The organism is Neisseria oralis, from assembly GCF_045062685.1.
In the GTDB taxonomy this organism is placed as follows: Bacteria; Pseudomonadota; Gammaproteobacteria; order Burkholderiales; family Neisseriaceae; genus Neisseria; species Neisseria oralis.
Genome location: NZ_JBJGEB010000002.1, coordinates 218,871 through 231,588, shown reverse-complemented (window position 1 = coordinate 231,588; position 12,718 = coordinate 218,871). Strand labels below are relative to the sequence as shown.

At 53.8% G+C, this 12,718-nt stretch carries 14 protein-coding genes; 5 read left to right on the top strand and 9 right to left on the bottom strand.

Going from position 1 to position 12,718, the window contains the following annotated elements:
* Nucleotides 1-13: 13 nt before the first annotated feature.
* Nucleotides 14-223, bottom strand: a complete 210-nt coding sequence (locus ACI43T_RS03030) for a heavy-metal-associated domain-containing protein (RefSeq protein ID WP_405385503.1) — start codon at nt 221-223, stop codon at nt 14-16.
* A gap of 217 nt (nt 224-440) precedes the next feature.
* Between ACI43T_RS03030 and ACI43T_RS03025 the strand changes: the two genes are divergently transcribed.
* On the top strand, nt 441-1,634 hold the full coding sequence (locus ACI43T_RS03025; RefSeq protein WP_405385502.1) for a sugar transporter: 1,194 nt from the start codon (nt 441-443) through the stop codon (nt 1,632-1,634).
* Between the two features lie 92 nt (nt 1,635-1,726).
* Here ACI43T_RS03025 and ACI43T_RS03020 read toward each other — a convergent pair whose 3' ends face one another.
* Genes ACI43T_RS03020 through ACI43T_RS03010 form a run of 3 tightly spaced genes read right to left on the bottom strand, consistent with a single transcriptional unit; the run spans nt 1,727 to nt 3,613 of the window.
* The gene (locus tag ACI43T_RS03020; protein ID WP_314764208.1) at nt 1,727-2,161 is read right to left on the bottom strand and encodes a hypothetical protein; all 435 of its coding nucleotides are present in this window, start codon (nt 2,159-2,161) and stop codon (nt 1,727-1,729) included.
* Nucleotides 2,154-3,461 carry a homoserine dehydrogenase gene (locus tag ACI43T_RS03015; protein ID WP_314105503.1) on the bottom strand — a complete coding sequence of 436 codons (1,308 nt, stop codon included), beginning with the start codon at nt 3,459-3,461 and terminating at the stop codon, nt 2,154-2,156. Before ACI43T_RS03015 ends, ACI43T_RS03020 begins: the two co-directional genes overlap by 8 nt.
* Entirely contained in the window at nt 3,458-3,613 is a 156-nt protein-coding gene (locus ACI43T_RS03010; protein WP_293277951.1) for a hypothetical protein, read from the bottom strand. Before ACI43T_RS03010 ends, ACI43T_RS03015 begins: the two co-directional genes overlap by 4 nt.
* A gap of 27 nt (nt 3,614-3,640) precedes the next feature.
* Here ACI43T_RS03010 and ACI43T_RS03005 point away from each other — a divergent pair, with 27 nt between their 5' ends.
* A complete protein-coding gene (locus tag ACI43T_RS03005; RefSeq protein WP_405385501.1) occupies nt 3,641-4,012 on the top strand; it encodes an Mth938-like domain-containing protein in 372 nt (123 codons plus the stop codon).
* Nucleotides 4,013-4,099: 87 nt separating this feature from the next.
* Here the strand turns inward: ACI43T_RS03005 and nadE are convergent, their stop codons facing one another.
* Nucleotides 4,100-4,891: an NAD(+) synthase gene (nadE, locus tag ACI43T_RS03000; RefSeq protein WP_405385500.1), complete on the bottom strand. Its 792-nt coding sequence runs from the start codon at nt 4,889-4,891 to the stop codon at nt 4,100-4,102.
* 269 nt (nt 4,892-5,160) lie between these two features.
* On the opposite strand from nadE, the gene ACI43T_RS02995 reads away from it, so the two are divergent.
* Complete coding sequence (locus tag ACI43T_RS02995; RefSeq protein WP_405385499.1) at nt 5,161-6,705, top strand: L-lactate MFS transporter; 1,545 nt, start codon at nt 5,161-5,163, stop codon at nt 6,703-6,705.
* Between the two features lie 88 nt (nt 6,706-6,793).
* Here ACI43T_RS02995 and ACI43T_RS02990 read toward each other — a convergent pair whose 3' ends face one another.
* The 3 genes from ACI43T_RS02990 to typA form a co-directional block, all read right to left on the bottom strand.
* Entirely contained in the window at nt 6,794-7,279 is a 486-nt protein-coding gene (locus tag ACI43T_RS02990) for an acyl-CoA thioesterase (RefSeq protein ID WP_009173445.1), read from the bottom strand.
* 75 nt (nt 7,280-7,354) lie between these two features.
* Nucleotides 7,355-8,425, bottom strand: coding sequence for a magnesium/cobalt transporter CorA (gene corA, locus ACI43T_RS02985; RefSeq protein ID WP_405385498.1), 1,071 nt, complete (start codon nt 8,423-8,425; stop codon nt 7,355-7,357).
* 372 nt (nt 8,426-8,797) lie between these two features.
* Nucleotides 8,798-10,609, bottom strand: coding sequence for a translational GTPase TypA (typA, locus tag ACI43T_RS02980; protein ID WP_405385497.1), 1,812 nt, complete (start codon nt 10,607-10,609; stop codon nt 8,798-8,800).
* A 474-nt stretch (nt 10,610-11,083) separates the two neighbouring features.
* Between typA and bfr (ACI43T_RS02975) the strand changes: the two genes are divergently transcribed.
* Both bfr (ACI43T_RS02975) and bfr (ACI43T_RS02970) read left to right on the top strand, forming a co-directional pair.
* Complete coding sequence (bfr, locus tag ACI43T_RS02975) at nt 11,084-11,548, top strand: bacterioferritin (RefSeq protein WP_009173449.1); 465 nt, start codon at nt 11,084-11,086, stop codon at nt 11,546-11,548.
* A 28-nt stretch (nt 11,549-11,576) separates the two neighbouring features.
* Nucleotides 11,577-12,050 (top strand): bacterioferritin, encoded by a 474-nt coding sequence (bfr, locus tag ACI43T_RS02970; protein ID WP_377079837.1) that lies wholly within the window; start codon nt 11,577-11,579, stop codon nt 12,048-12,050.
* Between the two features lie 140 nt (nt 12,051-12,190).
* Here the strand turns inward: bfr (ACI43T_RS02970) and yciA are convergent, their stop codons facing one another.
* A complete protein-coding gene (gene yciA / locus ACI43T_RS02965; protein ID WP_293277943.1) occupies nt 12,191-12,628 on the bottom strand; it encodes an acyl-CoA thioester hydrolase YciA in 438 nt (145 codons plus the stop codon).
* Nucleotides 12,629-12,718: the final 90 nt, after the last annotated feature.

Below are 12,718 nucleotides of genomic sequence, written 5' to 3'. Positions count from 1 at the left end.
CGGTATCGGCGCGTTACCGCGAGGCGTCGAAACCGCCGTCTTCAACGGCTTCGATCAGTACGTCGGGGTTGGTTTTGGCAGGGTCGAATGTAACCGCGGCGTTTTTGTTTTCGAGGCTGACTTCGGCTTTGCCGACGCCGTCGATGCCTTCTAGAATGCGGGTTACGCTTTTGACGCAACCGCCGCAGGACATGCCGCCGATGTTTAGGGTTACTGTTTGCATAATGTTTTCCTTTGGATTTTGGTTAGGATGACGGAGCTAAATATAAACCTTGACGTGGGGGCAGTGTCAAGCGGGGGGCGGATTGCGCAGTGTTGTTTTTTCAGACGGCCTCAGGGCGGTTTCAGGCCGTCTGAAAGATGTAGTTGCTTGTTATGATTCAAATAGTTTTGGGCGGAGGGTAGAATACGGAGTTTTTGGATTGGAAAAAGGATAAGGGATGGCAACATCGGAAACTCAGAAAAAACAGTGGCTCAGTGTGATGGCGCTGGCGGTGGGGGCGTTTATTTTCAATACGACCGAGTATATTCCGATTGCGCTTTTGAGCGACATCGGCAAAAGTTTCAATATGCCGCCGACCGGGGTAGGCGTGATGATTACGGTTTATGCGTGGATTGTGGCGCTGCTGTCGCTGCCGCTGATGCTGGCGACCAAGAATTTTGAGCGCCGCCGCCTGCTGCTGGTGCTGTTTGCGCTGTTTACCGCCAGCCATGCCGTATCGTTTCTGGCGTGGAACTTTGAAATCCTGCTGCTCAGCCGTATCGGAATCGCGCTGACGCACGCGGTATTCTGGTCGATTACGGCTTCGCTGGCGGTGCGCGTCGCGCCGCAGGGCAAGGGCAATCAGGCTTTGGGCCTGCTCAGTACCGGCACGGTGATGGCGATGGTGATGGGTATCCCGCTGGGGCGCGTCATCGGCCAGTATTTCAGTTGGCAGGTCAGTTTCCTGCTCATCGGGGTTTGTGCGGCGGCGGTGATGATGATTCTGGCGAAAAACCTGCCGCTGCTGCCGAGCAGGAACAGCGGCTCTTTAAGCAGCCTGCCGGTTTTGCTGAAGCGCAAAAACCTGATGATGCTGTATGCGCTGACGGTGTTGGTTATCACGGCACATTTCACGGCATACAGCTATGTCGAACCGTTCGTGCTGCAAACCGGCGGTTTCCGGCCGGAACAGGTTACGCTGGTCTTGGGTTTGTACGGTTTGGCCGGATTTGCGGCTTCGTATGTTTTCGGCAGATGGTTCGCCAAATTCCCGCGCCGCTTCCTGACGGGTTCGGTCGGGGTGATTATGTCGGCGACGCTGCTGCTTCTGCCGCTGGCCGGTTATGCACCTGCGGTTTATGTGTTGTGTTTCGTCTGGGGGATGGCGATTTCGATTGTCAGTCTGGGCATGATGTCGAAAGTGCTGAATTTTGCTTCGGATGCGACAGATGTGGCCAGTTCGATTTACTCGGGATTGTATAACGTCGGCATCGGCGGCGGCGCGCTGTTGGGACATTATGTTACCGTGTGGTTCGGATTGAACACCATCGGGGTTGCGGGGGCATTGCTGGCGGCGGCGGCTTTGTGGTTGTGCTGGCTGCTGGTCGGCCGCAGCGACTTTATGGAGAAAATCGAATCGGATAAAGGTTAGGCTCCGGTCTGATTGCAATGAATATTAAGAGGCCGTCTGAAAAAACGAGTTGCTGTTTTTCAGACGGCCTTGATGTTTTTAACGGACGCCGTTTATCTGACCTTCAGGTTTGCGACGCATTGCCTGTCGCGCTCTTCAAAGGCATCGGCACCGCCGAGCAGCTTGAGTTGTTCTTGCGCGCTGATTTTGCTGAAAGAGCGGATTTGTTTGTCGGAGAGCTTGTCCAGCGGCCGTTCCCACATACAGGTGCAGTAGTCCGCGATAACCTTGTCTCCCTGTCCTTCCAAGCCGCGCGCCTTCAAATCGGCCTGCCATTTGTCGGAAAACGGAATGTTTTTGATGCAGGATTCAATGATGTTCCGCTTGGCCTGCGGTTTGGACATGGCGCACTGCGAGAGCAGGGCGGTGGCGGCGAGCAGCGCCAAAATAACCCACGCCCAAATGCGGATGGTGCGGATTTTGGCTTTTGCCTTTTTACGCGCCGCCGCCTGTTCTTCCGCGGACGTTTCGTTTTTCGGCTCAGTCATGCAGGCTTTCCATGCGGATCATGATAATCGGTTTTTCCACGCAGCTTAATGCTTCGATGGCTTCGATGGCGCGCTTGATGTTTTTCTCGACCGTACTGTGGGTCAGAATCACGATTTCAGCGGTGGTTTGGTCGATGACGCCTTTTTGGATTAAGGCTTCGATGGACACGTTTTCTTTCGCCAGAAGCGCGGCGATTTGCCCCAGCGTGCCCGGTTCGTCTTTGGCTTGGACGCGCAGGTAGTAGCTGCTGGTGATTTCGTCCATAGGCAGGATGGTTTGTGCTTGGACTTGGGCGGGCTGGAACGCTAAATGCGGCACGCGGTGGCCGGTATCGGCGTCAATCAGGCGGGCGATGTCGATGATGTCGGCAACCACGGCGGAAGCGGTCGGCAGTGCGCCCGCGCCCGCGCCGTAATATAAGGTGTCGCCGACCATATCGGCGTTGACGCGCACGGCGTTCATCACGCCGTTGACGTTTGCCAAGAGGCGGCTTTCGGGAATCAGGGTCGGATGGACGCGCAATTCGATGCCTTTGTCGGTTTTGCGGGTGATGCCCAGAAGTTTGATGCGGTAGCCGAGTTCTTCGGCGTATTTGATGTCGCGGCTGTCGAGTTTGCTGATGCCCTCGAGGTAGCAGGCGGGGAAGTTCATCGGCGTACCGAATGCCAGCGCGCTCATGATGGTGATTTTATGGCCTGCGTCGTTGCCTTCGATGTCGAAGGTCGGGTCGGCTTCGGCATAGCCCAATGCCTGCGCTTCTTTCAATACGTCGGCAAACGCGCTGCCTTTTTCGCGCATTTCGGAGAGGATGAAGTTGCTGGTGCCGTTGATGATGCCGGCGATGCTGCGGATGCGGTTGGCGGCGAGGCCTTCGCGCAGGGCCTTGATAATCGGGATGCCGCCTGCTACTGCCGCTTCAAATTGCACCATGACGTTTTTCTCTTCCGCCAGCGGGAAGATTTCGTTGCCGTATTCGGCGAGCAGTTTTTTGTTGGCGGTAACGATGTGTTTGCCGTTTTCAATGGCTTTCAATACCGTTTCTTTGGCGATGCCGGTACCGCCGAACAATTCGACGACGACATCGACGTCTTCACGCGCCACCAGTTCGAACGGGTCTTTGACGAAGGCTGCGGACGGACAGATTTGGCGGGCTTTTTCTTCGCTCAAGTCGCAGACGGCACGAATGCGCACTTCGCGCCCTAAACGGCGGCTGATTTCCGCCGCATTGTCCTGCAACACGGCAGCCGTACCGCCGCCGACCGTACCCAAGCCTAAAAGACCGATGTTTACTGGCTTCATTGTATCTCCTTGTCGAGCCGTATTTTCAAATAAGACGAAGCCGCATTCGGGCGGCGTATGGCGTAAATTTCCGCACTGGTATATAGTGCCGCCGTTGGCGTGCGGCTGGCGGTAAAATCGCTAATCGTACCCGAAATTGGTTGTTTTTGCACTTTTTTTACCGAATAAACGGAGTTGGCATGTTGATTGAAGAAAACCGGGGGGCAGACGGTTTTACCGTTACCGCCTACGGCGGCGGGGCGTTGGAAATCAGCGGGAAAATATACCGCGAACCTGTCGTGCTGAAAGACGGTACCGTCGGGCCAATGGACGGGCGAAAACCGTCCGATTTGTCGGCGGAAGATTTTTTTCAGACGGCCTCTTCCGAAGAGCCGCCCGAAATCGTTTTGGTCGGAACAGGGGAACAACAACAGTTCCTTCATCCGAAAATCGCCGCCGAACTCGCCGTACACGGTATCGGGCTGGAATGTATGAACACCGCTTCCGCCTGCCGCACGCTGATGTTGTTGCAGGGCGAAGGCCGCAGGGTGTGGGCTTGGCTGTGGCCCTGATATGCCGTTCTTTCATTGCCGGATAATAAGGTCGAGGCCGTCTGAAAATCTTTCAGACGGCCTTTTATTGTGTTTCGCGTCCGGCGTTTATTCCAGCAGCGCCGCCGGAATGGTGCAGACGGGAATCGGATTGACTTTGTGCTGCATGGCTTTGTGCAGGCGGGTGTAGATTTCCAGAACTTTGCGTCGGCGGCCTTCGAAATCTTCGGGCTTGGCCGTTCCGTATACGCTCATCGCCCATTCGAGTTCGGGATAGCTGGCCCCCATCTGCTCTTCGTCGGTGCGCTCGGTGTCCCACAGGCCGTCGGTGGGGACGGCTTTCTGTATGGATTCGGCGACGCCCAGCTCGGCGGCGAGTTGATAAACCTGGGTTTTGGTCAGGTCGGCGATGGGGCTGATGTCCACGCCGCCGTCGCCGTATTTGGTGAAAAAACCGACGCCGAAGTCTTCGATTTTGTTGCCGGTGCCCGTTACCAGATAACCGTGTATCTGGCCGTAATAATAAAGCGTAACCATGCGCAGGCGCGAGCGGGCGTTGGCGAGGGCAAGCTGTTTGTCGGGGAATTCGGATCCGCCGGCTTCGACGGTGGCGGCGAAGGTGTCGAAGGTCGGGGTCAGATCGACGGTTTGGCCGCTGACGTTGGGAAAGAGCCGTGTCAGGTCGCGGATGTGTTCCTGCGCGCGGCCGGACTGGTCTGCCTTCTGGCGGATGGGCATGTCCAAAAGCAGGACGGACAGGCCGGTGCGGGCGGCCAGCGCGGATACGACGGCAGAGTCGATACCGCCGGATACTCCGACGACGAAGCCCTTGGCGCGGGCGTTGAGGGCGTAGTCTTTCAGCCAGCCGGTGATGTGGCCGATGACGGCTTGGGTCTGCATGGGAAACTCCTTTTCGAGGCGTTTCAGACGGCCCCACGGATGCGGAGGCCGTCTGAAAGCCATGCGGGATACGGTTTGAAGGCTGTAAATATAGCTTGTTTTGAAGCCGTCTGAAAGGTGTATGAAATTATTTGCCGCTTCGGTTTAAAAAAACTCATGCTTGGAATGCGGGGGCAGGGCGGCGGCCTATGCTAAAATATTGTCAACAATTTATGCGGTTCGGTATTCCGAACCGATTATTTTTACACATATCATTTTAAGAGGAAGGTATGAAATTTTTAGATAGGCAGGCCACAGTCGCCAAGCCGGGGTTTAACCGCTGGCTGGTGCCGCCGGCCGCGCTGGCGGTGCATCTTGCCATCGGGCAGATTTACGCTTATTCGGTTTTCAACGCGCCCTTAGCAAAATTAATCGGCATTAGCGAACCGGCTGCGGGCGACTGGCAACTGGCGACAGTGGGCTGGATTTTCAGTATCGCGCTGGCGATGCTGGGCGCGTCGGCGGCTTTGTTCGGCACTTGGATGGAGCGCGTCGGTCCGCGTAAGGCGATGTTTGTGGCAGCCTGCTGTTTCGGTTCCGGTTTTCTGATTTCGGCTTTGGGCGTGCACTGGCACAATCTTTTCCTGCTTTATCTGGGCAACGGCGTTATCGGCGGCGTGGGGCTGGGCTTGGGCTATATCGGGCCGGTTTCGACACTGATGAAGTGGTTTCCGGACAAACCGGGCATGGCGACGGGGCTGGCGATTATGGGTTTCGGCGGCGGCGCGATGCTGGCTTCGCCGTTGTCGGTGGCCTTGATGGGTTTTTTCAGCAGTCCGGTTTCAGTCGGCGTGACCGAGACTTTTGTGGTGTTGGGAATTTTTTATTTCGTGCTGATGATGTTCGGCGCGTTTACCATCCGCGTTCCCGCAGACGGCTGGAAACCCGACGGTTACGTTGCGCCGAAATCGGCGGGGAGGCTGGTCAGCAACAATCATGTGAATGTTTCGCAGGCCATGAAGACGCCGCAGTTCTGGCTGCTGTTTTGGATTTTGTGCCTCAATGTAACGGCCGGTATCGGCGTGTTGGGACAGGCTTCGGTTATGATTCAGGAACTGTTTTCCGAGGTTTCGGTAGGTAAAAGCGCGGCGGTCGGAGCGGGAGCGGCGGCGGGTTTCGTCAGCCTGTTGAGCCTGTTCAATATGGGCGGGCGTTTCGTGTGGTCCAGTGTTTCCGACAAAATCGGCCGCAAAAATACTTACACGGTTTTCTTCGTGCTGGGGGCACTGCTTTATTTTGCCATCCCTTCTATCGGGGCGAGCGGTAACAAGGTATTGTTTATCATCGGATTTTGCGCGATTATTTCCATGTATGGCGGCGGTTTTGCGGCCATTCCGGCTTACTTGAAGGACTTGTTCGGCACTTATCAGGTCGGCGCCATCCACGGCCGGATTCTGCTGGCGTGGTCGACGGCGGCGGTTATCGGTCCGGTGCTGGTCAACTATATCCGCCAAGGCCAGATTGACCGCGGCGTGCCTGCGGCCGAAGCGTACGGCGTAACCATGTACATCATGGCGGCATTGCTGGTGGCAGGTTTGCTGTGCAACCTGTGCGTCAAGGCGGTGCACGAGAAACATCACGAGACCGACATCAAAAAAGCAGCCGTCAGCGGCAATCCTGATGACGAAACGGCGATTTCCGATGCCTACCTGCTGAAGGAAAACGTATCGCGCGGCGGTATTTCCGTCTGGTGGCGCTGGGCCGTCGTCAGTATTCCTTTGGTTTACGGAGTGGTGATGGTGTTTGCCAAAGCGCTGGATTTGTTCCGCGTATAGCTGCATATCAATCAAAAGGCCGTCTGAAAGAATTTTTCAGACGGCCTTTTATCGTTTCAAAAGCGTACAAACCGGATTGTTTGTGTTTTCAATCGCAACCGCATGACGATTCGTCGGCGGCACGTAAGCTCAGTTCCTTGCGTTTTTTGGCTTTGTCGAAACGGCAGCGTTGGCGTTCGGTGGTGATTTCCAACGGCGGGACGGGAACAGGTTTGCCGTCTTCGACCGCGACCATAGTGAAGTAGCAGCTATTGGTATGGCGCACTTCGCCGGTACGGATGTTTTGCGCTTCGACACGGATGCCGATTTCCATGGAAGTTCTGCCCGTGTAGTTGACGCTGGCGTAGAAGGTCACCAAGTCGCCGACGTGTATCGGCTCTTTAAACAAGACCTTATCGACAGACAGGGTAACGCAGTAGTTGCCGCTGTAACGGCTGGCGCAGGAATAAGCGACTTGGTCGAGCAGGCGCAAAAGTTCGCCGCCGTGGACGTTACCGCTGAAATTGGCGGTGTCCGGCATCATCAGTTCGGACATGATGAGTTCGTGTGAAGGGAGTTGGCGGGTTTGTTCCATTGATGTGTTCCTTTTTTAGCTGGTTTGTACGTTTGGATGGAGGCCGTCTGAAACCTGTTTTTCAGACGGCCTTTTTCATAACCATTTCCTGCGCGAGAAGAAAATCAGCAGCCCGACGATGATGCACAGCATCAAACCTAAAACCATAAAATAGCCGTAATGCCAATGCAGCTCGGGCATGTTGTCGAAGTTCATGCCGTAGATGCCGGTGATGACGGTCAGCGGCATAAAGATGATGGTGATGACGGTCAGAACGCGCATCTGCTGATTCATGCGGTTGGACTGGAAGGAAAGGTAGATGTCCATCATGCTCAACACCATGTCGCGCGAGGCGTCGAGCGATTCGATAAGCTGCATGTTGTGGTCGTACACGTCGCGCAGATAGACGGTGGATTCGCCTTTGAAAATGGCAAAATCGCCGCGTACGGCAAGCTGATAGAACACATCGCGCAAAGGCAAGAGCGTGCGGCGCAGGCGGACGGCATCGCGTTTGAGTCGGTGGATTTTGCCGAGAATGTCGCTGTTTTCGTTTTTAAACAGGGATTTGTCTATGGCTTCGACGCGGTTGTTGTACTCTTCTAAAACGATGAAATAGTCGTCCACGATGCGGTCGAGCAGGCAATAGGCGAGGAAAGCGGTGTTTTTACCGAGGATGCCGCGCAGGTTTTCGCTCATTTGGCGGCGCAACTGGCTGAACAGCCCCAGCGGTTTTTGCTGGAACGACAACACGAAATCCTTGCCGATAATCAGATACACCTGGTCGGAATTCAGTTTGCCGGCGGCGGTGTAGTGGTAAACCTGAGCGGCGATAAACAGATAATTGTCGTAGTCTTCGATTTTGGGGCGTTGTTTGCGGCTGAGGATGTCTTCGATGACCAGCTCGTGGATGCCGTAAGGCTCCAGCGTGTGTTTGAGCAGCGCGGCGTCGTTGATGCCGACGAAATGCAGCCAGTTGGTCTGCCCCGCTTGCGGGCGGGCGATATCGGGCAGTTTTTTACCCGCGAGATAATCGTGCTGGGCAAACGTATCGGCGGAATAAAGCGTTTGGTGGATGGCGGAACGCGGCGCGTTGTCGGTATTGCTGCGCGGGACGGTTTGGTCTTGCGGGATTTCGGCCTGTTCGGCGGTGTTCGGCTGTTGGCTCATAGGTTTAAAGGATGATGGTTTGAACGGGGAGGCCGTCTGAAATTGGGGAAGAGCGGTTTACGTTGTTCTCAGAAAGGTTTAAAGATTATTTTTATTCTCAACTTTTCCCAGTTTCCAGCCTGCGCAGGAAAGCGTAACGGGCTGGCATAAGCTGATGATGGTGGCTGTATATTTCTTATTTCAATTCAATATGGTATGCCTTGGCAGAAAACGCAGTTTCTGCGAAGCTAAAACGGGGTTTCTGTGAAGCTGAAATAAGTTTATCCACTATAACGGTTAAAAGGCCGTCTGAAAATCAATATTTCGGAATTATTTTCCGTTTTTATCGTTTTCAGACGGCCTTTTTATGTGCTTAATCCGTATTTGTTTGGATTAATCCAGCTTTTTAAAATGGCGGCGGCGTTCCAGTTCGCTCAGGTAACGCTTGCGCAGACGGATGGACTGCGGCGTGATTTCAACGAGTTCGTCATCGTCGATAAACTCGACCGCACCTTCCAGCGTCAGCTTGATCGGCGTGGTCAGGCGCACGGCTTCGTCAGTACCGCTGGCGCGGATGTTGGTGAGTTTTTTGCCTTTGAGCGGGTTGACCACCAAATCGTTGTCGCGGCTGTGGATGCCGATAATCATGCCTTCGTAGATTTTGTCGTTAGGCGACACGAACATACGGCCACGGTCTTCCAGATTCCATAAGGCATAAGCGACGGCTTCGCCTTGTTCTTGGGAAATCAGTACGCCGTTGTGACGGCCGGGCATATCGGGTTTCACGGGCGCGTAGTCGTCGAATACGTGGCTCATCAGGCCGACACCGCGCGTCAGGGTCATGAATTCGCCTTGGAAACCGATTAAGCCGCGCGCGGGAATATGGTATTCGAGGCGGGTACGGCCGTTGCCGTCGCTTTCCATATTGGTCAGTTCGCCACGGCGGCGGCCGAGTTCTTCCATTACCGCGCCTTGGTTGTCGTCGGGCACGTCCACGGTCAGGTTTTCATAAGGTTCGCATTTTTGACCGTCGATGTCGCGGTACACGACGCGCGGCTTGCCGACTGCCAGTTCAAAGCCTTCGCGGCGCATGTTTTCCAGCAAAATGGTCAGGTGCAGTTCGCCGCGTCCGGATACGCGGAACACGTCGGCATCGGCAGTATCTTCCACGCGCAGGGCGACGTTGGTCAGCAACTCTTTTTGCAGGCGGTCGCGGATTTGGCGGCTGGTCACGAATTTGCCTTCGGTACCCGCGAGCGGGCTGGTGTTCACCATAAAGTCCATGGTCAGCGTCGGTTCGTCCACGCTCAACATCGGCAGACCTTTGGGATTGTCTTTGTCGGTAATGGTCACGCCGATACCGATGTCTTCGATACCGGAAATAATCACGATGTCGCCGGCTTCGGCTTCTTCAAGCGGTACGCGTTCCAAGCCTTTGAAACCTAGAAGTTGGTTGATGCGGCCTTGGGCGATTTGCTGGTCGTGGTTCATCACTGCAACGACTTGACCGGGTTTGATACGGCCATTCAGGATGCGGCCGATGCCGAGACGGCCGGTGTAGTTGTCGTAGTCGAGTTGGGAAATTTGCAGTTGCAGCGTTTCGTCTGCGCTGCCGCTCGGTGCGGGCGTGTGTTTTAAGATGGTGTCGAACAGCGGACGCATGTCGTTGCTCTCGTCGGTTTCTTCCAGTTTGGCGAAACCGGACAGGCCGGAAGCGTAGACAATCGGGAAGTCCAATTGCTCGTCGGTTGCGCCCAAGTTGTCGAAGAGTTCGAAAGTTTGGTCGATGACCCAGCTCGGACGGGCGGACGGTTTGTCAATTTTATTGATGACGACGATCGGTTTCAGTCCCAAAGCCAAGGCTTTTTTAGTTACAAAACGGGTTTGCGGCATCGGACCTTCTTGCGCATCCACCAATAATACGACGCAGTCCACCATACCCAAAACGCGCTCCACCTCGCCGCCGAAGTCGGCGTGTCCCGGAGTGTCGACGATGTTGATGTGGTAGCCTTCGTAATCGATGGCGGTGTTTTTGGCGAGGATGGTGATGCCGCGTTCTTTTTCAATGTCGTTGCTGTCCATCACGCGATCGTCGACGTGCTGGTTGGCGCGGAATGTGCCGGATTGGCGTAGCAGTTGGTCTACTAATGTGGTTTTGCCGTGGTCGACGTGGGCGATGATGGCGATATTGCGGATTTGTTTCATGGCTTGAATCTTGCCTTAATGTTCTTGAGTAAAAAATAACTGCGAATTGTAACATAAGCGGATTGCTTCAGTCGGATTTTGCGGCGGAAACCGGTTTGGCATTTTCATTCGATAAAAATTATCAATAGCATAAGCGTTTTAAAAATAAAGGAAATTTATTCGGTTTTCGCTTCGGGATTGTTGAAAAACGGCATCGGATGGCCATATCGTAAGGGTTAAAGAAGGTAAATAAATTTGAATGTTGCAATGGATTCTTAATACTAATGGCAACAAAATTTCATGTAAAACAAGAAATTGAATTTTCAGACGGCCTGTCTGTTCAAGTATCATTTTTGATAATTGTTTGTATTTTAAATAGAAAAATTGTGCGAACCCAAAATCTTGAATACAATTCACTACATCGAAATACAACACTAACCAGCCGCCTTTACACTGTGTTTCAGACGGCATCACTTGATAAAGAAAGAGAACATTATGCAAGGCAATCAAGCAGTTTTAGACTACATGAACGAATTGTTGTCAGGCGAATTGGCCGCCCGCGACCAATATTTCATCCATTCCCGTCTGTATTCCGAATGGGGCTACACCAAATTGTTCGACCGGTTGAACCACGAGATGGAAGAGGAAACCACCCATGCCGAACAATTCATCCGCCGCATCCTGATGTTGGGCGGTACGCCCAAGATGGTTCGAGCAGAACTGAATATCGGTACCGATGTGAAATCCTGCATTCAGGCCGACCTGAATACCGAATATGAAGTGCGCGACGCGCTGAAAAAAGGTATCCGCCTGTGTGAGGAAGCTCAGGATTACGTTACCCGCGACCTGATGCTGCAACAGTTGAAAGACACCGAAGAAGACCATGCGCACTGGCTGGAACAGCAACTGCGCCTGATCGAACTCGTAGGCGAGCAAAACTACCTGCAAAGCCAGATGTAATCTTGCGCGTAAGGAAAAGGAGCTGATTATGCAAGGCGACCGTTTGGTTATTCGCGAGTTAAATAAGAATCTGGGTTTGCTGCTGGTTACCATCAACCAATATTTCCTCCATGCCCGTATCCTGAAAAACTGGGGTTTTGAAGAATTGGGCGAACATTTTTTCAAACAATCCATCAAAGAGATGAAATCGGCCGATGATTTAATCGAACGCATTTTGTTTCTGGAGGGGCTGCCTAACCTGCAAGATTTGGGCAAGCTGCTGATTGGTGAAAGCGCCGAGGAAATCCTTTCCTGCGATTTGCAGAAGGAGCAGGAAAAACACGGGGCCTTAATTGAAGCCATCGCATTGTGCGAAGAGAAGCAGGATTATGTCAGCCGTGACTTGTTGGAAAAGCAGAAAGACATCAACGAGGAACACATCGACTGGCTGGAAACTCAGCAGGAACTGGTTGCCGGCATCGGCTTGGCAAACTACCTGCAAACCGGGGCGCAAGAGGACTGAAACACAAACCACTGCCATATATAGCGGTTCTCGACCCTAAGCGTAAAACGGCATATCCTTTTGATATGCCGTTTTTTTATCCGCCGGATTGATAAAGACAGGCCGTCTGAAATGATTTTTCAGACGGCCTGTCTTGATTGTTACAGCAGTCCCGCCAGCTTCGGATTGCCTTCTTTCGGAATCGGCCGCGTATTGCCTTCCGCATCAATGGCGACATAGGTAAATACGGCTTCGGTAACGAGTTGGCGGTTTTCCGTAAGATGATCGTTCATCAGTGTTTTGACCCAGACTTCGATTTTCAGTTGCAGCGAGGTATTGCCGACGTGTACGCAACGGCCGTAACAGCAAACGACGTTGCCTACCCTGACGGGGCGGATGAAATTCATTTCCTGCACGGCCACGGTTACGATGCGGCCTTGTGCGATTTCGGCCGCCAGAATGCCGCCGCCCAAATCCATCTGCGACATAATCCAGCCGCCGAAAATATCCTGGTTCGGGTTGGTGTCGCGCGGCATGGCGACGGTGCGCAGCAGCAACTCGCCTTGGGGTTCGGTGTGCAATTCGGTATTTTGAGGCATTTCGTATTCCTTTTTGGGAGTCAAAACAGACGGGTATTCTACGCTGTTTTGAGGCCGCCAATGATACAATTTCAACCTTCGGAAAAGAAA